The 24104-nt window shown below is 59.8% G+C and carries 22 protein-coding genes; 7 read left to right on the top strand and 15 right to left on the bottom strand.

Features of this window, described 5'->3' with window-relative positions:
- Position 1: 1 nt before the first annotated feature.
- Both ACIOVB_RS14625 and ACIOVB_RS14620 read right to left on the bottom strand, forming a co-directional pair.
- Positions 2-175 (bottom strand): hypothetical protein, encoded by a 174-nt coding sequence (locus ACIOVB_RS14625; protein WP_163024159.1) that lies wholly within the window; start codon positions 173-175, stop codon positions 2-4.
- A gap of 153 nt (positions 176-328) precedes the next feature.
- Positions 329-1342 carry a zinc-binding alcohol dehydrogenase family protein gene (locus ACIOVB_RS14620; RefSeq protein WP_401268744.1) on the bottom strand — a complete coding sequence of 338 codons (1014 nt, stop codon included), beginning with the start codon at positions 1340-1342 and terminating at the stop codon, positions 329-331.
- Between the two features lie 128 nt (positions 1343-1470).
- Here ACIOVB_RS14620 and ACIOVB_RS14615 point away from each other — a divergent pair, with 128 nt between their 5' ends.
- From ACIOVB_RS14615 to ACIOVB_RS14605, 3 genes are all read left to right on the top strand, one after another.
- Positions 1471-2400 (top strand): LysR family transcriptional regulator, encoded by a 930-nt coding sequence (locus tag ACIOVB_RS14615; protein ID WP_401268742.1) that lies wholly within the window; start codon positions 1471-1473, stop codon positions 2398-2400.
- Between the two features lie 317 nt (positions 2401-2717).
- Positions 2718-3452: an ArsR/SmtB family transcription factor gene (locus ACIOVB_RS14610; protein WP_401268739.1), complete on the top strand. Its 735-nt coding sequence runs from the start codon at positions 2718-2720 to the stop codon at positions 3450-3452.
- Between the two features lie 126 nt (positions 3453-3578).
- Positions 3579-4958 carry an MFS transporter gene (locus ACIOVB_RS14605; RefSeq protein WP_401268737.1) on the top strand — a complete coding sequence of 460 codons (1380 nt, stop codon included), beginning with the start codon at positions 3579-3581 and terminating at the stop codon, positions 4956-4958.
- A 46-nt stretch (positions 4959-5004) separates the two neighbouring features.
- Here the strand turns inward: ACIOVB_RS14605 and ACIOVB_RS14600 are convergent, their stop codons facing one another.
- The 3 genes from ACIOVB_RS14600 to ACIOVB_RS14590 form a co-directional block, all read right to left on the bottom strand.
- Positions 5005-5958: an adenosine deaminase gene (locus tag ACIOVB_RS14600; RefSeq protein WP_401268734.1), complete on the bottom strand. Its 954-nt coding sequence runs from the start codon at positions 5956-5958 to the stop codon at positions 5005-5007.
- Between the two features lie 80 nt (positions 5959-6038).
- Positions 6039-7004, bottom strand: coding sequence for a 2-oxoglutarate and iron-dependent oxygenase domain-containing protein (locus ACIOVB_RS14595; protein WP_401268731.1), 966 nt, complete (start codon positions 7002-7004; stop codon positions 6039-6041).
- 142 nt (positions 7005-7146) lie between these two features.
- Positions 7147-8220, bottom strand: coding sequence for a BMP family ABC transporter substrate-binding protein (locus ACIOVB_RS14590; protein ID WP_187681136.1), 1074 nt, complete (start codon positions 8218-8220; stop codon positions 7147-7149).
- Between the two features lie 287 nt (positions 8221-8507).
- Between ACIOVB_RS14590 and ACIOVB_RS14585 the strand changes: the two genes are divergently transcribed.
- Entirely contained in the window at positions 8508-9599 is a 1092-nt protein-coding gene (locus ACIOVB_RS14585; protein WP_401268728.1) for a calcium:proton antiporter, read from the top strand.
- A 52-nt stretch (positions 9600-9651) separates the two neighbouring features.
- Here the strand turns inward: ACIOVB_RS14585 and ACIOVB_RS14580 are convergent, their stop codons facing one another.
- From ACIOVB_RS14580 to ACIOVB_RS14570, 3 genes are all read right to left on the bottom strand, one after another.
- A complete protein-coding gene (locus ACIOVB_RS14580) occupies positions 9652-11010 on the bottom strand; it encodes an 8-oxoguanine deaminase (protein WP_401268726.1) in 1359 nt (452 codons plus the stop codon).
- Positions 11011-11254: 244 nt separating this feature from the next.
- Positions 11255-11941, bottom strand: a complete 687-nt coding sequence (locus ACIOVB_RS14575) for an SDR family oxidoreductase (RefSeq protein ID WP_401268724.1) — start codon at positions 11939-11941, stop codon at positions 11255-11257.
- Between the two features lie 17 nt (positions 11942-11958).
- Positions 11959-12315: a MerR family transcriptional regulator gene (locus ACIOVB_RS14570; protein WP_401268721.1), complete on the bottom strand. Its 357-nt coding sequence runs from the start codon at positions 12313-12315 to the stop codon at positions 11959-11961.
- A gap of 83 nt (positions 12316-12398) precedes the next feature.
- Here ACIOVB_RS14570 and ACIOVB_RS14565 point away from each other — a divergent pair, with 83 nt between their 5' ends.
- Positions 12399-12848 carry a hypothetical protein gene (locus ACIOVB_RS14565; RefSeq protein ID WP_401268824.1) on the top strand — a complete coding sequence of 150 codons (450 nt, stop codon included), beginning with the start codon at positions 12399-12401 and terminating at the stop codon, positions 12846-12848.
- Between the two features lie 17 nt (positions 12849-12865).
- On the opposite strand, the gene ACIOVB_RS14560 is transcribed toward ACIOVB_RS14565, so the two are convergent.
- The 7 genes from ACIOVB_RS14560 to ACIOVB_RS14530 all read right to left on the bottom strand — a co-directional run bounded on the left by ACIOVB_RS14560 (position 12866) and on the right by ACIOVB_RS14530 (position 20768).
- The gene (locus ACIOVB_RS14560) at positions 12866-13792 is read right to left on the bottom strand and encodes an ABC transporter permease (protein ID WP_401268718.1); all 927 of its coding nucleotides are present in this window, start codon (positions 13790-13792) and stop codon (positions 12866-12868) included.
- Positions 13792-14898, bottom strand: a complete 1107-nt coding sequence (locus tag ACIOVB_RS14555; protein ID WP_401268716.1) for an ABC transporter permease — start codon at positions 14896-14898, stop codon at positions 13792-13794. Before ACIOVB_RS14555 ends, ACIOVB_RS14560 begins: the two co-directional genes overlap by 1 nt.
- A gap of 13 nt (positions 14899-14911) precedes the next feature.
- Complete coding sequence (locus ACIOVB_RS14550) at positions 14912-16459, bottom strand: ABC transporter ATP-binding protein (RefSeq protein ID WP_401268715.1); 1548 nt, start codon at positions 16457-16459, stop codon at positions 14912-14914.
- Positions 16460-16996: 537 nt separating this feature from the next.
- Positions 16997-17578 (bottom strand): IMPACT family protein, encoded by a 582-nt coding sequence (locus ACIOVB_RS14545; RefSeq protein ID WP_401268713.1) that lies wholly within the window; start codon positions 17576-17578, stop codon positions 16997-16999.
- A gap of 7 nt (positions 17579-17585) precedes the next feature.
- Positions 17586-18236, bottom strand: coding sequence for a TetR/AcrR family transcriptional regulator (locus tag ACIOVB_RS14540; RefSeq protein WP_187681306.1), 651 nt, complete (start codon positions 18234-18236; stop codon positions 17586-17588).
- 89 nt (positions 18237-18325) lie between these two features.
- Positions 18326-19714, bottom strand: a complete 1389-nt coding sequence (locus tag ACIOVB_RS14535) for a uracil-xanthine permease family protein (protein WP_401268710.1) — start codon at positions 19712-19714, stop codon at positions 18326-18328.
- A 133-nt stretch (positions 19715-19847) separates the two neighbouring features.
- On the bottom strand, positions 19848-20768 hold the full coding sequence (locus ACIOVB_RS14530) for a LysR family transcriptional regulator (protein WP_187681304.1): 921 nt from the start codon (positions 20766-20768) through the stop codon (positions 19848-19850).
- A 138-nt stretch (positions 20769-20906) separates the two neighbouring features.
- Between ACIOVB_RS14530 and ACIOVB_RS14525 the strand changes: the two genes are divergently transcribed.
- A complete protein-coding gene (locus tag ACIOVB_RS14525; RefSeq protein ID WP_401268707.1) occupies positions 20907-22256 on the top strand; it encodes an aspartate aminotransferase family protein in 1350 nt (449 codons plus the stop codon).
- Between the two features lie 75 nt (positions 22257-22331).
- Positions 22332-23825: a CoA-acylating methylmalonate-semialdehyde dehydrogenase gene (locus tag ACIOVB_RS14520; RefSeq protein WP_187681302.1), complete on the top strand. Its 1494-nt coding sequence runs from the start codon at positions 22332-22334 to the stop codon at positions 23823-23825.
- Positions 23826-24104: the final 279 nt, after the last annotated feature.

The following is a 24104-nucleotide window of genomic DNA, read 5'->3' as shown; positions in this document are numbered from 1 at the left end:
CTCAGCCGGCGGCGCGCTGCTGGCTGCGGTCGGGAAACTGGTGCGGCGCGCAAATTCGCGCTTCTAGGGTGCGGGTGAAGGCCAAGGCTTCGGCTTCACTGCGGAATGTCACGGCGTGCTGGTCGAGTCGAACCTGCCATTGAGACTTTGCCACTTCTTTTATCAGGATCTTCATTGCTGACCTCCCTTACGTAAAAGATGTACCGCAGAGGTTTCGATTGTAGACCCGAATACGATCGCAATTGTGACAACGGTCAAGCATCTGACTGACGGCAAAAAAAGACCGCAGCCCATGCAGGCGCTGCCGCAGGCTGCGATCTTCTGCTCTTCAGAAACCTTCTAAAACAATTTTCCCCTTGGCTTTGCCGCTCTCCAGCAGCTCATGTGCCCGGCGCAGATTGACCGCGTTGATCGTGCCGAAGTGCTCGCCGACCGTCGTCTTCAACGTCCCCGCATCAATCAGCTCGGCCACGCGGTTGAGCAGGTTGTGCTGCTCGATCATGTCTGGCGTCTCGAACAGCGAGCGGGTATACATGAACTCCCAGTGCAGCGACAGGCTCTTGCGTTTGAGCTTGGTCACGTCCAGCGACTTCGGATCATCGATCAATGCCAGTTTGCCTTGCGGCGCCAGTGCTTCGACCAATTGATCCAGATGCTGATCGGTCTGGGTCAGGCTGGCGACGTGGGTCACGTTGTCAATGCCGGCGCGTTTCAGTTCCTCGCTCAACGGCTGGCTATGGTCGATCACCAGATCCGCGCCCAGCTCCGTGACCCAATCACGGGTCTGCTCGCGCGATGCAGTACCGATCACCTTAAGATCGGTCAGTTGCTTGGCCAATTGAGTGAGGATCGAACCGACCCCGCCCGCCGCGCCGACGATCAGCAGGCTCTGGCCTTCATCGGTTTGGCCTTCGCCGATTTGCAGGCGTTCGAACAACAACTCCCACGCGGTGATCGCAGTCAGGGGCAGGGCGGCGGCTTCGGCGAAACCGAGGGACTTGGGCATATGGCCGACAATCCGCTCATCGACCACGTGCAATTCGCTGTTGCCGCCCGCGCGGGCAATGGAGCCGGCGTAAAAGACTTTGTCACCAGCCTTGAACAGCGTCACTTCACTGCCAACCGCCTTGACCACACCGGCCACGTCCCAGCCCAGTACTTTCGCGGCGCCACCTTCAGGGGCTACGTTCTGCCGTACCTTGGTGTCCACCGGGTTGACCGAGATGGCTTTGACTTCCACCAACAGGTCGCGCGGGCCGGCCATCGGCTCTGGCAGTTCGATGTCTTGCAGGGCTTTTGCGTCGCTGATGGGCAAGGAAGCGTAATAGGCAATGGCTTTCATGAGTGGCTCCGAACAGTAAGTAATGCAGGGCAAATTCGATGGGACAGATGATTGGCTATTTCTTCACAAGATAAAACCGGCTAAAACCGCAGTCTCTTTCAATATTTTTTTGATAATCGGGGCTGTGGATGCTGCGTTTCGATGATTTGCAGTTGTTTGTCCGGGCGGCGGATCTGGGCAGTCTGTCGGCGGCGGCGCGGGTGATGGACATGTCCGCCGCCGTGGCCAGTGCGGCGCTCAAGCGTATCGAACAGCAACTCGGTGCGCGCCTGCTGGCCCGTTCGACGCGCAGCCTGCGCCTGACCGCCGAGGGCGAAGGTTTTCTCGAATACGCCCGTGCGGCATTGAGTAATCTCGATGAGGGCCGGCGGTTACTGGCCAGTGGACAGGAACAGGTCAGCGGGATTTTGCAGCTGTCGGCGCCCTCGGACTTCGGCCGCAACTTGTTGTTGCCATGGCTCGACGAGTTCCAGCGCGAGCACCCGAAACTCACCGTACGCCTGCTGCTCGGCGACCGTATCGCCGATCTGTTCCGCCAGCCCGTGGACATCGCTCTGCGCTATGGCGAGCCGGAAGACTCCAGCCTGGTTGCCCTGCCTATCGCCCCGGACAACCATCGCGTGCTCTGCGCATCACCGGCCTATCTGGCGCGGCACGGCGAACCGCGCCAGCTCGAACAACTGGCTCAGCACAATTGCCTGTTGTACATGCTCGGCAGTCGGGTTCATGACCACTGGAGTTTTCACGACGGTAAACGCGAGGTCGGCCTGACGGTCAGTGGCGACCGATTCAGTGATGACGCCGACGTCGTGCGTCTATGGGCGGTGGCAGGAGCGGGAATTGCCTACAAGTCATGGCTGGATGTGGGCGCCGATGTCCTTGCCGGGCGCCTCAAAGTGCTGCTGCCAGAGCTGCTGTGCGAACGCGCTCCGCTGAATTTGCTGTGCGCCCATCGCGCACAATTGAGTAAGCCGGTGAACCTTCTGAGGGAAATGCTCGCCAGCCGATGCGCTGATTTGAGTAGTCAATTTCCCGCTTTCCAGAAACTTGATCATTAGTCGCAGCTAAATAGAGAAATTTCTGTCAGGAACAATCACCACCCGTGCAGGCTTAGGCGCGGGACGGGGCTTGCATCCCGCTTATACTAGCGCCCGCCTCATGCCGGTACCGAAACATGGCCCGAACGCCGTCAATGCCGAACTGCCACTGTTTAGATCAGGGCTGCATTTCGTCGCCGGGTTCTGTGCCGGAACATGTTATGTCAACGGCCTGCCTTGCCCCGGTTCAGGGCGATTTTCGCGTCTTGGCCGCCGACCCATTACTGGTCAAGATGTCTGCGAGCAGTAGACGATACGATTCCACAGGGAGTGAATACATGGAACATGCACCTTGCATCAGCCAGATCGCCACGTTGCTGGCCGACCCCAAGCGCAGCGCGATGATGTGGGCGTTGATGGACGGCTCGGCCCGGCACACCGAGGAGCTTGCGCTACTGGCAGGGCTGTCGCCGTCGTCGGCCAGTGCGCATCTGGCACGGCTGGCCACCGGCGGTCTGTTGAAGGTCGAAGTCCGTGGTCGCAAACGGTTTTTCCGTCTCTCGGCGCCGGAGGTGGGGGCGGCGATAGAAGCCCTGGCCAGCGCCACCATCGCCAGTGCCCCGCGGGAAATACCCGAAGTATTCAAGCGCGCCACACCCATGGCCAAACCTCAGGCAGCGCCTTCTTCGCTGTTGCGCGCACGCTTTTGCGATGACCACCTGGGCGGCACGCTGGCTGCCGATCTGTACCAGCGCCTGCTCGACGCCGGCTGGATCGAACAGCTTGAACAGCGCGTGGTGGTGACGCAAAAAGGCGCGAAACAATTGGCCGGTCGCGGGGTATTCATCCAGGCACTCGCCCATCGCAATGTACAGGTAGCCTGTGCCTGCCCGGACTGGAGCGAGCGTCGTCCGCACATGGGCGGTTCACTCGGCGCGGCGTTGCTGCAGTTGTTCATGCAGTCCGGTTGGCTGACGTTGCCCAATGACTCAAGAGCCCTGCAGTTGACGGCCACCGGACAGCGCGAGTTGCACCGTTTCGCCCGGGAAACCGAGCTGGAAATGGCGTTGTAGAGCGATTGAGAAGGACGTCGGGCGTTACGGCGTCGTCTACGACTGCGAGCAGGTCGCATCCAGTACTAACTCTGAATCACCATCGCGCACACTCGATCCGGGGACTTTTCGGATGGGGGAGGCGGCATGGACACTCAAGGCTTCAGCGCGGCAGAACGTTTGGAACGGCTGCCGATCAGCGGTTATCACCGGATTATTTTCATCATCATCGCCTTGGCGTTTTTCTTCGACTCCATGGATCTGGCGATGATGACGTTCCTGCTCGGTTCGATCAAAGCCGAGTTTGGTCTGAGTAGTGCGCAGGCGGGGCTGCTCGCCAGTTCGAGCTTCTTCGGCATGGTGCTGGGCGCGTCGCTTTCCGGCATGCTCGCCGACCGCTTCGGGCGCAAACCGGTGTTTCAGTGGAGCATCGTTCTCTGGGGAGTGGCCAGTTACCTGTGCTCGACGGCGCAAACGGTCGAGACGCTGACGCTGTTCCGCATCCTGCTGGGGATCGGCATGGGCATGGAGTTTCCCATTGCGCAGTCGATGTTGTCCGAGCTGATTCCGGCGCAACGGCGCGGTCGCTACATCGCATTGATGGATGGCTTCTGGCCGCTGGGTTTTGTCGCAGCCGGGGTGCTGTCGTACTTCCTGTTGCCGGTGATTGGCTGGCGCGACATCTTTCTGGTGTTGGCGGTGCCGGCGGTGTTTGTGCTGGCGATCCGGTTTTTCATACCCGAGTCACCGCGCTGGCTGGAACAGGCCGGGCGGCATGGAGATGCCGATAAAGTCTTGAACGGGATCGAAGAGCGCGTGCGATCGTCCCTTGGCGTTGCGACATTGCCGCAACCGCTGCGCCTGCCGCGAACCGTGACGCCTCCGGGCAACTTTTTCTCGGCGCTGAAGCAGATCTGGTCGCCGCAATACCGCCAGCGCACAACGATGATCTGGAGCCTGTGGTTCTTTGCGCTGCTGGGTTTTTACGGGCTGACGTCGTGGCTCAGTGCATTGCTGCAACAGTCGGGTTTCGCCGTAACCCAGTCGGTTTACTACACCGTGCTGATTTCTCTCGGCGGGATTCCCGGATTTCTGATGGCCGCGTGGCTGGTGGAGCGCTGGGGACGCAAACCGGTGTGCATCGTCACGTTGCTCGGCGGCGGGGTGATGGCGTTTCTCTACGGGCAGAGCGCGGTGTTTGGCGGCAACGTGGCCTTGCTGATCAGCACGGGATTGCTGATGCAGTTTTTCCTGTTTGGCATGTGGGCGGTGCTCTACACCTACACGCCGGAGTTGTATCCAACCTCGGCTCGGGCGACAGGCTCGGGGTTTGCCTCGGCGATTGGCCGTGTGGGTTCCTTGCTCGGGCCGTTGATCACCGGGCTGGTGTTCCCGATCACCGGGCAGGGTGGGGTGTTTGCGTTAGGCGCGTTGTGCTTCGCGATTGCGGCGGGGGTGGTGTGGCTGTTCGGGATGGAGACGCGGGGCAAAACGCTGGAAGAGCTGACAGAGTCGACATCGGTATAAATGTGGGCGCGAGCAAGCTCGCTCCCACGTTGGATCTTCAGCGTTATTACGGTTTTACCAACCGCGCATCCAGGCTGTTCTGGGCCAGGCGCTTGGCCTGATCCTGGGTCATGCCCAAATGCTCGTACAGCGCATGGAAGTTCTCGGTGACATAACCGCCGAAATACGCCGGGTCATCGGAGTTGACCGTGACTTTCACGCCACGTTCGAGCATGTCGAGGATGTTGTGCTGCGACATGTGATCGAACACGCAGAGCTTGGTGTTCGACAGCGGGCACACGGTCAGCGGGATCTGCTCGTCGATGATCCGTTGCATCAGGCGCTCGTCTTCGATGGCGCGCACGCCATGATCGATGCGCTGGATTTTCAGCAGATCGATGGCTTCCCAGATGTACTCCGGCGGGCCTTCTTCACCGGCGTGGGCGACGGTCAGGAAGCCTTCGTGACGGGCGCGGTCGAACACGCGCTGGAACTTGCTCGGCGGATGGCCCATCTCGGAACTGTCCAGACCGACCGCGACAAACGCGTCACGGAACGGCAGCGCCTGATCGAGGGTTTTCTGTGCTTCTTCTTCGCTCAAGTGGCGCAGGAAGCTCAGGATCAAACCGCTGGTGATACCCAGTTGCTGCTCACCATCTTTCAATGCGGCGGCGATGCCGTTGAGCACCACTTCGAACGGGATACCCCGGTCGGTGTGGGTCTGCGGATCGAAGAACGGTTCGGTGTGAATCACGTTCTGCGCTTTGCAGCGCAGCAGGTAGGCCCAGGTCAGGTCGTAGAAATCCTGGGAGGTGCGCAGCACGTCGGCGCCCTGGTAATACAGGTCGAGAAATTCCTGCAGATTGTTGAAGGCGTAAGCCTTGCGCAGGGTTTCGACGTCATTCCACGGCAGGGCGATCTTGTTGCGTTCGGCCAGGGCGAACAGCAGCTCGGGCTCCAGCGAGCCTTCCAGATGCAGGTGCAGTTCAGCCTTGGGCAGGGCGTTGAGCCAGTCGTACATATTCTTTTCTCATCAGGTGCAATGGCGGCATTCTACAGATGCTCGCCGAAACAATTGGCAAAACCTGACCAACCGATCCGTCACACCGCTTCCTGTTCCCGCCGATAGGCGTAGGTATCGGCGAAGCGCGACAGCAGGAATTCGGCGCAAGTGGTGGTCGGATATTTCGCCGGGTGCTGTGCGTCCTGGCAACCGGGCAGGCATTCGATGCGAGTGTCCGGGTGCGGTTCGGCGAAGAACGGCATCGAATAGCGATCCACCCCGAGCGGGCTGTTCACCCGATGTGGCGTCGAGCGATAACGGTCGTTGCTCCAGCGCGCCATCATGTCGCCGAGGTTGACCACGAAGGTGCCGTCAATCGGCGGCGCATCGATCCATTCACTGTTGACGTTCTTCACTTGCAGGCCACCGGCGCTGTCCTGATAGAGCAGGGTGATGCAGCCGTAATCGGTGTGCGCGCCGGCACCTTGCTGTTCGGCGGAACTGGCGGTGTGGCGCGGTGGGTAGTGGATCATGCGCAGCACACTGACAGGCTCATTGAAACGGCTGTCGAAGAAATCACGTTCAATGCCGAGGGCAATGGTCATTGCTCGCAGCAACGTTTGCGCGAGGGCCTGCATATCGAGGTAATGCTGCTCCATCAAGCTTTCCCATCCCGCTTGCGCAGGATGGCGGTTCGGCCCGCGCAAGGGTTTTTCTGCCAGTACCTCGGGATGGTTCGCCGGCAGGTGCAGGCCCATGTCGAAGGTTTCTTTCAGGTCGCTGGGTTTATCCGGGTCGAGTTGTTCGGTGGCGATGGCGCCATAGCCGCGATGGTGGCGGGTCTGGGTGATATCGATCTGAAGTTTTTCCTGCGCAGGTCGCGCAAAAAAGCGTTGCGCATGGTCGAGCAGGGCGTCGATGCGCTGCGCCGGGATAGGATGGCCCTTGATATAGAAGAAGCCCCACTCGCGGCAGGCCAGATCGATTTGTGCGGCGACGGCGGGCCAGGCGTTCTGGTTGTCGCTGTAGAGCGGGCTGATGTCGATGATGGGAAGCTGATCCATACACAATCCTTGGGGCGGTGAGTTTCCAATGTGGGAGCGAGCCTGCTCGCGAAGAGGGCGTGTCAGACAACATCTTTGTTCAATGACACACCGCTTTCGCGAGCAGGCTCGCTCCCACAGGGTTTTGTGTAGTGAGTAAAAATTACTTCGGCATCTCAGCCTTCATGCCTTCCACGTAATAGTTCATCGACGCCAATTCCGCCGTGGTCGCACTCACACCCGCCGGAATTTTCTCGACCCCGGCCTGATCCTTGATCGGCCCGGTAAACGGTTGCAAAGCGCCGCTCTTGATGTCGGCAATGATCTGCTCGGCCTCGGCTTTAACCGGCGCCGGCACCAGATCGCTGATCGGCAGTTCAACCGTGCCTTCTTTCAGCCCGCCCCAGTAATCCTGAGACTTCCAGGTATGGTCGATGACGCTTTGTGTCGCCTGAATGTAGTGCGGCGCCCAGTCGTTGACGATCGAGGTCAGCACCGCTTTCGGGCCGAAGTGCGCCATGTCCGAGGCATACCCCACCGCATACACCCCACGGCGTTCGGCCGCCTGAATCGGTGCCGGGCTGTCGGTGTGCTGGAACACCACGTCGACACCCTGGTCGATCAGTGCGTTGGCGGCATCGGCTTCCTTGCCCGGATCGAACCACGAGTTGACCCACACCACTTTGATCTCGGTGCCGGGGTTGTACTTGTTCAGGGCCAGTTGAATCGCGTTGATGTCGCGGATCACTTCCGGAATCGGGAACGAGGCGACATAGCCGATCTTTTTGGTCTTGGTCATCTTCGCCGCGAGGAAACCGCCGACGTAACGGCCCTCGTAAGTGCGCGCCAGATAGGTGCCGAGGTTCTTGTCCTGCTTGTAACCGGTGGCGTGTTCGAAGGTCACTTTGGGAAATTGCTTGGCGACTTTCAGCGTCGGGTTCATGTAGCCGAAAGATGTGGTGAAGATCAGGTCGTACTTGTCCTTGGCCATGTTGCGGATCACCCGCTCGGCGTCGGCGCCTTCGGCAACGTTCTCCACGTAGTTGGTGGTGATCTGTGAGCCGAGCTTCTCCGCCAGCGCCTTGCGCCCCTGTTCATGCTGATACGTCCAGCCGTGGTCGCCGATCGGGCCGATGTAGACGAAACCGACCTTCAGCGGATCGGCAGCGCTGGCGCTTAGGCTGATCCCCAGACCGATAGCGGCGCACAGCAGTTTGTGCAGCGGACGTATTTGCATGAATTGGAGCTCCATTTTTGTGTGTGTGGTCAGGGCCAATGCAAATTGCTGACCAACAGGACAACAAACGTCACGAAACCGCATAACGGCCTTCGCGAGCAGGCTCGCTCCCACAGGGGAATGCATCTCAATGTGGGAGCGAGCCTGCTCGCGAAGAGGCCGGCAAGGCCAATAAAAGTGCATGCCTGAAACCAGCTGCCATCCACTGGTGCGCTAAGGTGTAACGAAACGTTAGCGCCGCCCCGCAGTCAGTAGCTCATTCGCACTCTCCGGTAAAAAGGCCCGCAATGCTCAATATCCTCAAGCAAGAAAGCTTTCTTGTGCTGGCCCTGCTCGCCGCACTCGTCGCTTATCCACTAGAACACTGGATGCTGCACAGCGGCCAGATGGTCGCGCTGATTTCAGGTCTGGTGCTGATCGCGTTCATCGTCGCCGCCTCGATGCGTGTCGCCCATCAAGCTGAACTGCTGGCGGAAAAAGTCGGCGATCCCTACGGCACGATGATCCTCACCCTGGCCGCCGTGCTGGTGGAAGTGGTGATCCTGGCGATCATGATGAGCAACGAAGCCTCGGCGACGCTGGTGCGCGACACCATCTATTCCGCAGTGATGCTCGACATCAACGGCATCCTCGGCCTCGCCGCGCTGATGGGCGGGATCAAGCACGGCGAGCAGTCCTACAACGATGATTCGGCGCGCAGCTACAGCGTGATGATCCTCACCGCCATGGGCGTGTCGATGGTGGTGCCGGAGTTCATTCCCGAGGCCAACTGGAAGATTTATTCGGCGTTCACCATCGGCGCGATGGTGGTGCTTTACGCGTTGTTCCTGCGCATGCAGGTTGGCCCGCACAGCTACTTTTTCAGCTACAGCTACCCGGACAAACGCCGCAAAAAAGAGCCGATGGAGCAGGAGCCGAAACCGGTCAGCCTGGCGCTGTCGATCGGGATTCTGGTCGCGGGTGTAGTGGTGATCGGCGCACTGGCCGAGGTGATGTCCAAGACCCTCGATCTGGGCCTGGAAGGCACGGGGGCGCCGCCGGTGATCACGGCGATTCTGGTGGCGGCGATCTCGGCCGCACCGGAGATTTTGACCGCGTTGCGCGCCGCATTGGCCAACCGCATGCAGTCGGTGGTCAATATTGCGATGGGCGCGTCACTGTCGACGGTGATCCTGACTGTGCCGGTGATGGAGGCGATGGCGCTGTATACCGGCCAGCCGTTTCAGATGGCGATGACACCGGTGCAGACGGTGATGATTTTCCTGACGCTGATCGTCAGCGCGATCAACCTCAATGACGGCGAGACCAATGCCATCGAAGGCATGACGCACTTCGTGTTGTTTGCGACGTTTATCATGTTGTCCTTGCTGGGCCTCTAACGACGGATGATCGTTCCCACGCAGAGCGTGGGAACGATCAGATTGGGAAAGATCAGGTACCAGCAATCAACTGACGCGCCGCCTGGCTGTGATCAGCGATCAGACCTTTGAGATCCAGCCCTTCAACCTGACCATCGATGACACGCCACTTGCCACCAATCATCACCCGATCAGCCCGATCTGCGCCGCACAATAGCAACGCCGAAATCGGATCATGGCTACCCGAGAAGCGCAGCTCATCGAGCTTGAACAACGCCAGATCCGCCTGCTTGCCCACCGCCAGTTCGCCAATGTCAGTACGCCCCAACAGGTTTGCCGAACCCTTGGTCGCCCAGCCCAGCACGCGTTCCGGAGTGATCTTTTCGGCACCGTAACGCAGGCGCTGGATGTACAGCGCCTGACGCGCTTCAAGGATCATGTTCGACGCATCGTTGGACGCCGAACCGTCGACGCCCAGGCCAAACAGCGCACCAGCGTCGGTCAGGTCGATACTCGGGCAAATGCCGGAAGCCAGGCGCATGTTCGAACTCGGGCAGTGGCAAATGCCGGTGCCCGCCTGACCGAGGCGGGCGATTTCGTCCGGGTTGAAGTGGATGCCGTGGGCCAGCCAGGTGCGCGGGCCGAGCCAGCCGACGCTGTCCAGATAATCCACGGTGCGCAGGCCGAAACGCTGCAGGCAGAAATCTTCTTCATCGAGGGTTTCGGCCAGGTGCGTGTGCAGGCGCACGTCGAGTTTGTTCGCCAGTTCGGCGCTGGCCGACATGATTTCCGGCGTCACCGAAAACGGCGAGCACGGCGCCAAAGCGATCTGGATCTGCGCGCCGTCACCGCGCTCGTGGTACTCGTGAATCAGGCGCTGGCTGTCGTCGAGAATCACCTGACCTTCCTGCACGGTCTGCTGCGGCGGCAGGCCACCGTCCTTCTCGCCGAGGCTCATCGAACCGCGGGTGAGCATGGCGCGCATGCCCAGTTCACGCACGGTTTCGACTTGCACGTCGATGGCGTTTTCCAGACCGTCCGGGAATAGGTAATGGTGGTCGGCGGCGGTGGTGCAGCCCGACAGCAGCAATTCAGCCAAAGCCACTTTCGTCGCGAGGGCGAGTTTTTCCGGGGTCAGGCGCGCCCACACCGGGTACAGGGTTTTCAGCCACGGAAACAACGGCTGATTGACCACGGGCGCCCAAGCGCGAGTGAGGGTTTGGTAGAAGTGGTGATGCGTGTTGATCAGGCCCGGCAGGATCACGTGTTCGCGGGCGTCGAACACTTCATTGCATGGCGCGGAAGGTTGCTGACCGGCAGCGAGGACTTCGACGATCACACCGTCTTGCAGCACCAGACCGCCACGGGCATCGAGCTCGTTGGACGTGAAAATGGCGAGGGGATTTTTTAACCAGGTACGGATGGCAGGCATCTTGGCCGGCTCCTCTGAAAGTTGGGTTCAGGGTTGCCAGCTCAGTGTTGCCCTGTCTGCTGATCCAGGGTCGCCGCATGGACGAGGTGCGGAGTTTCAAACAAAACGTTGCGACGGGCAAGCCCCAACCGACCAGACACCACGATCCCCTGTAGGAGCTGCCGAAGGCTGCGATCTTTTGATCCTGTTTTTTAAAATCAAAAGATCGCAGCCTTCGGCAGCTCCTACATGGAGATTTGTGGGCCTACCAGGAAATGGTCTCACCCTTGTAATTCACAAAGTGATGCCCGCCCTTGCCGGTATACGCATTCACTTGGTCAACCAATCCGCGCGTGCTGGTCTCGACATCAATGTCAGCGCCTTCGCCGCCCATGTCCGTCTTCACCCAACCCGGATGCAGCGACAGCACCGTCAGTTTCTGCTCGCCCAATTGCGTCACGAAGCTGTTGGTCATCGAGTTCAGTGCCGCCTTGCTCGCCTTGTACAACGCCAGCTCCGGCGCATCCGGCATGGTCACGCTGCCGAGCACCGAACTCATGAATGCCAGCACGCCGCTGCCGTCGCGAATCTGCCCGACAAAGCGCTGGGCCAGATTGATCGGTGCCACGGCGTTGGTGAAAAACAATTTCCCGACTTCAGCCAGTGTCGCGCCGCCCGGGGTTTGCACGTCCGGGCCTTTGACTCCGGCGTTGACGAACAGCAGGTCGAAGGTTTCACCTTTGAGTTGCTGACTCAGGGCGATCACTGCTTGCTGGTCATCCATGTCGAGCTTCTCGATGCGCACGTTGCCCAGCGCTTGCAACGCCTCGGCTTTTTGCGGATTGCGCACCGTGGCCGTCACTTGCCAGCCATCGGCCAGCAGGGTTTTCACCAAACCGAGACCCAAGCCACGGGAGGCGCCGATGATCAGTGCGTTTTTTGCCTGGGACATGATGGGTTCCTTGAAAGTCAGAGTTCAGGATTCAATGGACACGCCTGACCGAGCCGTAGTTGCAACTCCTGACGCAAGGCGTCGAGTTCACTCATGCGGGTTTCGATCAGTTGCAGTTTGTCGCGCAGCAACTGCGCCACGGCGTTCTCCGGGTCGGGCGCGTTCCACAACGCGGCAACGCTGGCGCCGATCTCGCCGAGGGTAAAGCCCAGTCGTTGCGCAGTCTTGATGTAGAGCACCAGTTGCACCATCTCCGACGGATAGTCGCGATAACCGTTGGCACTGCGTTGCGCCGCGATCAATCCGCGCTGCTCGTAGAAACGCAGCGCGTCACGGCTGACGGCGCTGGCTTGGGCTAACTCACCGATGCGCATTGTGCTGCACTCAATAGGGCTTGACCCTGGAGCATACTCCAGGCTTTACCGTGGTTGCTCCTCAAATTTCTGGAGCATGGATGATGTGGACGGCAACCCAGTATCGAAACGTGGTGCGCGGCAGTGCCTGGTATGACCTGATCGTCACGGCGGCGTTTGTTACGCCGTGGAGTTTTGCTGTTTTACATGAGCTGTTAACCGCGCTGGATTTTCCCGGAGAACTGCCGGCATTCCAACCGGTGCACATGTTGATGGCGAATCTGTTGGGCTCGGTGGTTTGTGTGTGGGCGGTGCTGCGGATTCGGGATCCGCAGCGGGTTTATGGACGGTATGACGCGGTGGCGCGGTTTCTGTTTGCGGCCTGGCAGGGGTATGCCTTGTTGCATGGCGCCAGTTCGATCTTGATTGTTTTTCTGGTCTTGGAACTGGCGTGGGGCGTGGCTCAGGTGTTGCCTGTCAGTACGCTTTCGCGAGCAGGCTCGCTCCCACAGGGGAATGCGGTTTACTGTGGGAACGAGCCGGCTCGCGAATAGGCCCGCTCAGAAAACAATTAATGCCCTGCCTGCCAAGGCTGCCCCAGCGACACCGGCGCATACAACCGTGTCCTCACCGCATCGCGCGACAACAACACCAGCACCACAATCGTCGCGACATACGGCAGCATCGCCAGCAAACTCGACGGAATCGCCAGCCCCAACCCCTGCGCCACCAAGTGCAGGATGCTGGCGAGGCCAAACAGATACGCCCCGAGCAACAACCGCCACACTCGCCAACTGGCGAACACCACCAGTGCCAAGGCAATCCAGCCACGCCCGGCGGTCATGTTCTCGGCCCACATCGGCGTATACGCCAGCGACAGATAAGCCCCGGCCAAACCCGCCATCGCCCCGCCAAACAGCACCGCCAACGTGCGCACGGTCAACACCGGCAAGCCCATCGCACTGGCCGCATCCGGGTTCTCGCCAACCGCTTGAATGATCAGCCCGACACGGCTTTTGATGATCACCCACGCCACCAGCGCAAACAGCGCGAACGACAGATACACCAACAGATCCTGAGCAAACAGCATCCGCCCGATCAGCGGAATGTCACTCAGATACGGAATCGCCATTGGCTCAAATCCCGTCAGCGGTTTACCGACCCACGCCGCCCCGACAAACGTCGACAGGCCCACGCCAAAAATGGTCAGCGCCAGACCGGTCGCCACCTGATTGGCGTTGAACACCAGCGCCACCAGAGCAAACAGCGACGACAACAGCATCCCCGCGAGCATCGCCAACAACACGCCGAGCCACAGGTTGCCGCTGTTCAGCGCGACAATAAAACCGATGACCGCGCCGAACAGCATCATTCCTTCCTGCCCAAGGTTGAGCACGCCGCTCTTCTCGCAGATCAGTTCACCCAACGCCACCAACAGCAGCGGTGTACCGCAACGCACCATGGCGTAGAAAATATTGCTCAGCAGATCGATATCCATCACAGCGCTCCGGCGGTTACGGCGGTGGTCGAGGTGCGCCGCGTCCAGCGCAGTTTCAGCCGTGGCCGATAGAGAATCAGCACGTCACAGGCCAGCAGAAAAAACAGCATCATTCCCTGGAACAGTTGGGTAATCGCTTGCGGCAGATTCAGGCTCATCTGCGCACTCTCGCCACCGATGTACAGCAGCGCCATCAGCAGACTGGAAAACAGAATCCCGAGCGGATTGAGCCGCCCGAGAAACGCCACGGTGATCGCCGCATAGCCATAACCCGGCGACACTTGCGGCACGAGTTGGCCGATCGGCCCCGTGACTTCGCAGACCCCGGCCAGCCCCGCCAACCCACCGCTGATCAACAGCGCCAGCCAGATCAAGCGCTTCTCGCGAAAGCCGACAAACCCCGCCGCGCGCTTGTCCAGCCCGAGCACTTTGATCTGGAAACCGACAAAGCTTTTCTGCAACAACACCCACACCGCAACCAGTGCGAGCAGGGCGAAATACACCCCGGCATGCACGCGGCCATCCTCCATCAACAGCGGTAATCGACTGGCGTCGCCGAACATCGCCGACTCGGGAAAGTTGAATCCGGCCGGATCTTTCAATGGCCCGTGGACGCAGAACAACAGCAGGTTCAGTGCGATGTAATTGAGCATGATGCTGGTGAGGATTTCGTTGGCGTTGAAGCGCGTGCGCAGCCACGCCGTCAGCCCGGCCCACGCAGCGCCGGCGAGGGTGCCGGTGAGCAGAATCAGCACCAGCGCCCAACGGCTTTGCATATCGATGATGTTCACCGCCAAGGCACTGCCGGCCAATGCGCCGAGCAGCAGTTGACCTTCGGCGCCGATGTTCCAGATCCGCGCCTGATACGCCACCGCCAACCCCAGTGCGCAGAGCAGAATCGGCAGGGCTTTGACCAGCAATTCCGACACGCCGTACAAGTCGCTCACCGGCGCGATCAACAAGGTGTGCAAGGTTTTCAGCGGGTCGTGGCCGAGCGCGATAAACAGCAGCGAGCCGCAACCGAGCGTCAACGCCGCCGCCAACAACGGCGAGCACCAGAGCATCAGGCGCGATTGCTGGCCACGGGGTTCGAGGGAAAGCAGCATGTTGAAAACTCCGTTAAACCGTGGCGTGTTGTTGAGGGGCATCGAACTGGCCGGCCATCCAGCCGCCGACATCGCTCAGTTGGGTGTCCGCCGTGTTGTGCAGCGCAGATATCTTCCCGCCACACAACGCGCCGAGGCGGTCGCTGATCTGGAACAGTTCGTCGAGGTCTTCGGAAATCACCAGAATCGCCGCACCGGCATCGCGCAACGCAATCAGTGCGCGGTGAATGGTGGCGGCAGCGCCGACGTCCACGCCCCAGGTCGGGTGCGCGGCAATCAGCAGTTTCGGTTGCTGGAGGATTTCCCGGCCCAGAATGAATTTCTGCAAATTGCCGCCGGACAGACTGCGCGCAGCGGTTTGCGTGTCCGGGGTTTTTACGCCGAAGCGTTGAATGATTTGTTGCGCGAGGGCTTCGACCTTGCCGCGCTGGATCAGGCCGTTACTGACCAATCCTTGTTGGAAGGCCGTGAGCAGAGCGTTGTCCGCCAGACTCAACTCCGGCACCGCGCCATGGCCGAGGCGCTCGGCGGGCACGAACGCCAGACCGAGTTTGCGCCGTGCATCAGGGCGTAAATCGGCGACAGATTGTTCACCGAAGCGAATCGTCGCCGCCTCGGCGCGCGGCAGCGTTTGTTCGCCGCTGAGCAGGGCGAGCAACTCATCCTGACCATTGCCCGCAACCCCTGCGATGCCGACGATTTCACCGCTGCGCACTTGCAAGTCGATATCCGCCAGCGAGCAACCAAACGGATCCGGGTTGTGCCAGTTCAAGCCACTGACCTGCAAAAACGCCGCGCCGCCGCTGACCTTTGGATAATCACCGATCAACGCCGCCGCTTCGCCGACCATCAATTGCGCCAGTTGTTGATCCGAGCATTCGGCCGGCACGCAATGCCCGGCTACGCGCCCACCGCGCAACACCGTCGCGCTGTGGCACAACGCGCGGACTTCACCGAGTTTGTGGCTGATAAACAGAATGCTGCAGCCCTCGGCGGCGAGGCGACGCAAAGTGATGAACAGTTCGTCGGCCTCTTGCGGTGTCAGCACCGAAGTCGGTTCATCGAGGATCAATAGACGAATGTCCTGCATCAGGCAGCGAATGATTTCCACCCGTTGCCGCTCACCAATCGACAGGCTGTGGACGAGTCGTTCCGGCTCCAGCGCCATGCCGTAACGACGCGAAACTTCGCGAATCTTCGGCTCAAGTTGTTTCGGCGTGCCGGCCTTGACACCCATGGCCAGTGCAATGTTTTGCGCCACGCTGAGGGTGTCGAACAGCGAGAAATGCTGGAACACCATGCCGATCCCCAACTGCCGCGCCTGCGCCGGGTTGCGAATATTCACCCGCTGACCTTGCCAGAGCATTTCGCCCGAATCGGCCTGGGTCACGCCGTAGATGATCTTCATCAGCGTACTTTTGCCCGCGCCGTTTTCACCGAGCAGCGCGTGGATTTCACCCGGCGCGATGTTCAGGTCGATGGCGTCGTTGGCCAGGCAACCGGGATAGCGTTTGCTGATTTGGCGCAGGTGCAGGCGCGGCGTTGTATCGGGGGTGGGCATGACAGGCTCGACTGGCTTGGAGTTGTGCCTGTGGATAAAGCAATTTCCTGGCCATTGAGTCAGGAACTCGCGCAACCGTTGTTCCAGCGCCTCGATTGCAGAGCATCCCGGCCTGAATCGTGGTGGTGGCCGGCACCAATTGAGAGCAAAGCCGTTGATCAGGCTCCAGTTTTGCCCGTGGGCAGTTGATCAAAAAACGAGCAAAAGCGTCGGGCCTATGCAGAACCTGCGACTGCGCCAGCCATGAACGGGTTATCCACAGGTTGTTCCACAGTTATTGTGCGCAAGCCATAAACCCGGGAATAAGCACTGCGGTGCTTTCTTCTAATGGTGATAAACAACGCTAACTGATTGTTTCTGTTTGAAATTTATACTTGGTCGGACGAATTGAGCGAAAAGTGAACAAACCGCGCAAAGCCCCGTGACAGAAGGGTTACAGCGTTATGTGCTCAGGTTATCCACAGTCGGGTGCACAGCAGGTGTGGGCAACTCATTGGAATAACAGATTGGGTGGATGCCCTAAAAGATCGCAGCCTTCTAACGCTGGAGCAGAATTCGCCCACGGCTCAAATCGGCGAGCTGGGTTTGCAGGATGTCGATCTGCGCCTCACCTACCGCCAACTGCAATTCAACGCCATTGGCTGTGAAGTTTTCCTCCACCACCAACCCGCCGAGATCCGCCACCCGCAACTTCACCAACGCCAACTCGGCAAACCCACAGGCGCAACTCAACGGCACGCGACTGATCAACTCGACCTTCGCCGCCGTTTGCAGGCACTTGTTCGCGCCGCCGCCATAGGCCCGGGCCAACCCACCAGTACCCAGTTGAATGCCGCCATACCAACGGATCACCAGCACCGCGACCTGATCGCAATCCTGCGCTTCGATCGCCGCCAGAATCGGTCGCCCGGCCGTGCCGCCGGGTTCGCCGTCGTCATTGCTGCGGTACTGATCGCCGAGTTTCCACGCCCAACAATTGTGCGAGGCGTTCAAGTCGCTGTGTTGTTCGAAGAATGCCTGCGCGTCGGCGGGGCTGCCGATCGGTGCGGCGAAGGTGATGAAGCGGCTTTTGCGAATCTCTTCGCGGTACTCGCAAAGACCGCTGAGGGTGAAAGGCATAAACGTCTTATATAGAAGGAGTGAGGCCGCAGCCTTTGAGGATGATACGGATCAGGTTGTTACCGGCGTCTTCCATATCCTGCTTGGTCAACTTGCTGCGACCGCTGACCCGGCAGATCTGCGTGGCGAAGTCGGCGTAATGCTGGGTGCTGCCCCACAGCAGGAAGATCAGGTGTACGGGGTCCACCGGGTCCATCTTGCCGGCATCGATCCACGCCTGGAACACGGCGGCCCGTCCGGTGAACCAGGCGCGGTAGTCCTGATTGAAATATTCAGTCAGGCATTCGCCACCACTGATCACTTCCATCGCGAAAATGCGCGAGGCTTGCGGCTGACGGCGGGAGAATTCCATCTTGGCGCGGATATAACGGGTCAGCGCTTCGGCCGGATCATCCTCGGCCGTGAGGGTGTTGAAGGTGCTGTCCCACAGCTCGATGATGTTGCTCAGCACCGCCACATACAAACCGAGTTTGTTGGTGAAGTAGTAATGCAGATTCGCCTTGGGCAACCCGGCATTCTGGGCGATGGTGTTCATGCTGGTGCCTTTGTACCCGTGACGGGCGAACTCGTCTTCGGCGGCTTTGAGGATGGTCTCTTCGTTCTTCTGACGAATGCGGCTGGCGGGCTTGCCGCCGTGAGCTGGGACTTCAAAGGTCATAGGCACTTCCGGGTTTTGTCTGTGGGTGCAACCAGTTGCGTTGATAGCGCACCCACAGGCATCCGACAAGTCCTCAAACAATAAAACCGTTACGCCTGTTCGATCTTGTTCAGCGGTGCATGCGCTTCTGCGGCCTCCGGTTTGGCTTCCGGGAGCAGCAGGCAAAGGATGATCGCTGTCAGCCCACCGCTGGTGATCGCCGAGTCGAACAGGTTTTGCACCAGTTTCGGCAGCAGGTGCAAAAGGTTCGGTTGCGCGGCGATGCCCAGGCCGAGGCCGAACGAGGTGGCGATGATCAACATGCTGCGCCGATCCAGCGGCGACTGCGCGAGGATGCGCACGCCAGCAGCGGCGACCGCACCGAACATCACCAGCGTCGCACCACCGAGCACCGGTTTCGGAATCTGTTGCAGTACCGCGCCGATCATTGGAAACAGACCGAGGCAAAACAGAATCGCGCCGATGTACAACCCGACATAGCGACTGGCAACCCCGGTCAACTGGATCACGCCGTTGTTCTGCGCAAACGTGGTGTTGGGGAATGCGCTGAATGTCGCGGCAATCATGCAGCTCACGCCATCACCGAGAACGCCGCCACGCAAGCGGCTTATATAAGAAGGACCGCTGATTGGCTGGCGAGCGAGCATGCAATTGGCGGTGAGGTCGCCGACGGTTTCGATGGTGCTGATCAGATAAATCAGCGCGACCGGCAGGAAAGCCGTCCAGTCGAAGCTGAATCCGAACTTGAATGGTGTGGGAAAACTCACCAGTGGCAGGTCAGGCAATGGCTGCGGCACCAGTTTCCCACTGAACCACGCCGCCAGACTGCCGAGCACCAGGCCGATGATGATCGCCGAAAGCCGCACCCAAGGTGTGTTTGAGCGGTTGAGCAGAATGATCGTCAATAAAACAAATACACCCAGCGCCAGATTACCCGGCGCGCCAAAGTCCGGCGCATTGAAGCCGCCGCCCAGATCGGTGATGCCGACCTTGATCAGGCTGATACCGATCAGCGTAATGACAATCCCGGTCACCAGTGGCGTAACGACTCGGCGCAATTGGCCAATGAAGCGGCTGAGGACGATCTGCACAATCGCGCCGAAAAAGCACACGCCGAAGATCATCGCCAGAATGTCCTCCGGGCTGCCGCCACGCTGTTTGACCAGAAAGCCCGCCGACAGCACCGCACCGAGAAAGGCGAAACTGGTGCCTTGCAAACAGATCATCCCGGCACCGATGCCGAACGGCCGACGCGCCTGAATAAACGTGCCGACACCGGAAACCATCAGCGCCATGCTGATCAGATAAGGCAAATGCGCGGTCAACCCGAGTGCCGAGCCGATCACCAGTGGCGGGGTGATGATGCCGACAAAACTGGCGAGCACATGTTGCAGGGCGGCGAGGATCGCGGCGGGTGGTTTCGGACGGTCGTTGAGGCCGTAGATCAGATCGCTGTTCGGTTCGGTATCTGGCTGCATGGGTGGGGCGCTTCTTGTTTGGAGGATCGAGGTTGATCCTGCTTTGCAAAAAGCTGTCCACTTGCTCAGCTTTATGAGGCTGGGACCCTCAAATGTAGGAGCTGCCGAAGGCTGCGATCTTTTGATCTTGCTTTCAACGCGTCGCCGCCAAGCTTTCAAGAAAGCTTTCCAGCACCAAATGGGGGCGCCGGCCCTTGCGCGTGACCGATGCGAGGCTCAGGTCATAAAAACGCGTCTGCGCCTTGAGTGCACGCAGGCGGCCCTGTTGCACCCAAAGGCTGGCGTAGTGATCCGGCAGGTAACCGATGTAGCGCCCGGTCAGAATCAGAAACGCCATGCCTTCGCGGTCGGAGGCGCTGGCGGTGCAATTGAGCGCCTGGTAATGCGCCTGAATGTCCGCCGGCAACCGGAACGTCGGGGCAATCGCATCCTGACTATTCAGGCGCTCGTCATCCAGTTGCTTGTCATCGACATAAAACAGCGGATGACCGACCGCGCAGTAAAGCAGCGAGCGTTCGCTGTACAGCGGTTGGTATTCCAGGCCGGAAAGCGCACTGGCCTGCGGCACCACGCCGACATGCAACCGACCATCGAGCACGCCTTGTTCGACTTCATTGGGGGCGATCATGCGGATTTGAATCTGCACGTCCGGCCCGCGTTCCTTTAACTGGGCGAGGGCGTGGGTGATGCGCATGTGGGGCAGGGTGACGAGGTTGTCGGTCAGACCGATGATCAACTCGCCGCGCAAGTGCTGGTGCAGACCGTTGACCTCAGTGCGGAAACTTTCCAGCGCACTCAATAGCTGTAGGGCTGACTGGTAGACCTCGCGACCTTCTTCGGTCAGCGAGAATCCGGCGCGGCCGCGTTGGCACAGGCGCAGGCCGAGGCGTTGTTCCAGATCGCTCATCTGCTGGCTGATTGCCGATCGACCAATGCCAAGCACGGTTTCCGCCGCTGAAAACCCCCCACATTCCACAACGCTGCGAAAAATCCGCAGCAGGCGAATATCAAAGTCACTGACCTGGGCCAGCGGATCGGGACGGCGGCTACTCATGCTTGATCGCTCAAAGTTTAGTGATGATCTAACTGAAGGTTAGAAGTGTTGGATTTCACCGACTTTATCCGCGTGGCAATTTAGCTGCAACAACGCTTTCTATCTCCCTGACGCTTATGCCCTGCGAGGTTTTGCCCGATGAACATGCCTGAAACCGCTCCGTCGCCACTGGCCAGCCAACTGAAGCTGGACGCGCACTGGATGCCGTACACCGCCAACCGCAACTTCCAGCGCGATCCGCGTTTGATTGTTGGGGCCGAAGGCAGCTGGCTGTTCGATGACAAGGGCCGCAAGATCTACGATTCGCTGTCCGGTCTGTGGACCTGCGGCGCCGGGCACACCCGCAAGGAAATCCAGGAAGCAGTCTCCAAACAACTGGGTACTCTCGACTATTCGCCGGGCTTCCAGTACGGCCATCCGCTGTCGTTCCAACTGGCCGAGAAAATCACCGACCTGACCCCGGGTAACCTGAACCACGTGTTCTTCACCGACTCCGGCTCAGAGTGCGCCGATACTGCGGTGAAAATGGTGCGTGCCTACTGGCGCCTGAAAGGTCAGGCGACCAAAACCAAAATGATCGGCCGTGCCCGTGGCTACCACGGTGTGAACATCGCCGGCACCAGCCTCGGTGGCGTCAACGGCAACCGCAAAATGTTCGGTCAGGCGATGATGGACGTCGATCACCTGCCGCACACTTTACTGGCGAGCAATGCGTTCTCCCGTGGCATGCCGGAGCAGGGTGGCATCGCTTTGGCTGATGAACTGTTGAAGCTGATCGAACTGCACGATGCGTCGAACATCGCAGCCGTGTTCGTTGAACCAATGGCCGGTTCCGCCGGCGTGTTGGTTCCGCCTCAGGGGTATCTGAAGCGTCTGCGCGAAATCTGCGATCAGCACAACATCCTGCTGGTGTTCGACGAAGTGATCACCGGCTTTGGCCGCACCGGTTCGATGTTCGGCGCCGACAGCTTTGGCGTCACCCCGGACCTGATGTGCATCGCCAAGCAAATCACCAACGGCGCGATCCCGATGGGCGCGGTGATTGCCAGCTCCGAGATCTACCAGACCTTCATGAATCAGCCGACCCCAGAATACGCGGTGGAATTCCCCCACGGTTACACCTATTCGGCGCACCCGGTGGCTTGCGCCGCTGGCCTGGCGGCACTCGACCTGCTGCAAAAGGAAAACCTGGTGCAGAGCGTGGCCGAAGTCGCGCCGCACTTTGAGAACGCGCTGCATGGTTTGAAAGGTTCGAAGAACATCGTCGACATTCGTAACTACGGTCTGGCCGGCGCGATCCAGATTGCCCATCGTGACGGCGACGCCATCGTGCGTCCGTTCGAAGCGGGTATGGCGCTGTGGAAAGCCGGGTTCTACGTGCGCTTCGGCGGCGACACCCTGCAGTTCGGCCCAACCTTCAACAGCAAGCCGCAAGACCTTGATCGTCTGTTCGACGCGGTCGGCGAAGTGCTGAACAAGCTCGACTGATTTTCCTTCTATATATACCTACAAATTGCGGGTGCCCCCGGTGGGCATCCGTTGACAAGAATTCAGGAGTTTTCGATGAGCGTTATCCCGCATTTGATCAATGGCGAACTGGTGACCGAGAACGGTCGCGCGGTAGATGTGTTCAACCCGTCCACGGGTCAGGCGATCCACAAGTTGCCACTGGCCAGCCAGGCAACCATTCAGAAAGCCATCGATGCCGCCAAGGCTGCTTTCCCGGCGTGGCGCAACACACCGCCGGCCAAACGTGCCCAAGTGATGTTCCGCTTCAAGCAACTGCTGGAGCAGAACGAAGCGCGTATCTCGCAATTGATCAGCGAAGAGCACGGCAAGACGCTCGAAGACGCAGCTGGTGAGCTGAAGCGCGGTATCGAGAACGTCGAGTTCGCCTGCGCCGCCCCGGAAATCCTCAAGGGCGAGTACAGCCGCAACGTCGGCCCGAATATCGATGCCTGGTCGGACTTCCAGCCGCTGGGCGTGGTGGCTGGTATCACTCCATTCAACTTCCCGGCCATGGTGCCGCTGTGGATGTACCCACTGGCGATCGTCTGCGGCAACTGCTTCATCCTCAAGCCGTCCGAGCGTGATCCAAGCTCCACGCTGCTGATTGCTCAGCTGCTGCTGGAAGCCGGTCTGCCGAAAGGCGTGATGAACGTGGTGCATGGCGACAAGACTGCGGTCGACGCGCTGATCGAAGCACCGGAAGTCAAAGCACTGAGCTTCGTCGGTTCGACGCCGATTGCCGAATACATCTACGCCGAAGGCACCAAGCGCGGCAAGCGCGTTCAGGCACTGGGCGGGGCGAAGAACCACGCGGTGCTGATGCCGGATGCCGATCTGGACAACGCGGTCAGCGCACTGATGGGCGCGGCTTACGGTTCCTGCGGCGAGCGTTGCATGGCGATCTCGGTGGCGGTGTGCGTCGGTGACCAGGTGGCGGATGCGTTGGTGGCCAAACTGGTGCCGCAGATCAAGGCGCTGAAAATCGGTGCCGGTACTTCGTGTGGTCTGGATATGGGGCCGCTGGTCACCGGTCAGGCGCGTGACAAGGTCAGCGGTTATGTCGATGACGGCGTGGCGGCGGGCGCGACCCTGGTGGTTGACGGTCGTGGTCTGAGCGTCGCCGGTCATGAAGAAGGCTTCTTCCTCGGTGGCTGCCTGTTCGACAACGTCACCCCTGAGATGCGCATCTATAAAGAAGAGATCTTCGGCCCGGTACTGTGCGTCGTTCGCGTCAACAGCCTGGAAGAGGCGATGCAACTGATCAACGATCACGAATACGGTAATGGCACCTGCATCTTCACCCGTGACGGTGAAGCGGCGCGTCTGTTCTGCGACGAGATCGAAGTCGGCATGGTTGGCGTCAACGTGCCTCTGCCGGTACCGGTGGCTTATCACAGCTTCGGCGGCTGGAAGCGTTCGCTGTTCGGCGACCTTCACGCTTATGGTCCGGATGGCGTGCGCTTTTATACCCGTCGCAAGGCCATCACCCAGCGCTGGCCGCAGCGTGCAAGCCATGAAGCATCGCAATTCGCCTTCCCTAGCTTGTAAGTAGAGGGGATGAGAAGGCCGACCTCAGGGTCGGCCTTCGTGTTTTCGGGCTTTTTTGACCGATATGACAGAATTATGAAAATAGGTGTTGACGGCAGATTCTGGAAGTCTATAATTCGCCCCACTTCCGGCGCAGTCGAAACGGAAAACTCCTTGAGATTCAATGAGTTACACGGTTTTCGGCAGCGGGTTGCTTCAGTTCATCGAAGCCTGGAAGGAGTTGAAAGAGCGGTGATGTTTGGCTCTTTTAACGGTTCGATCTTCTCGGTCGAAAGCGGA

This window comes from Pseudomonas sp. NPDC087639 (assembly GCF_044743385.1).
Taxonomy (GTDB): Bacteria; Pseudomonadota; Gammaproteobacteria; order Pseudomonadales; family Pseudomonadaceae; genus Aquipseudomonas.
The sequence above is the reverse complement of the archived record's forward strand: the minus strand, read 5'-3'. Positions and strand labels throughout refer to the sequence as shown.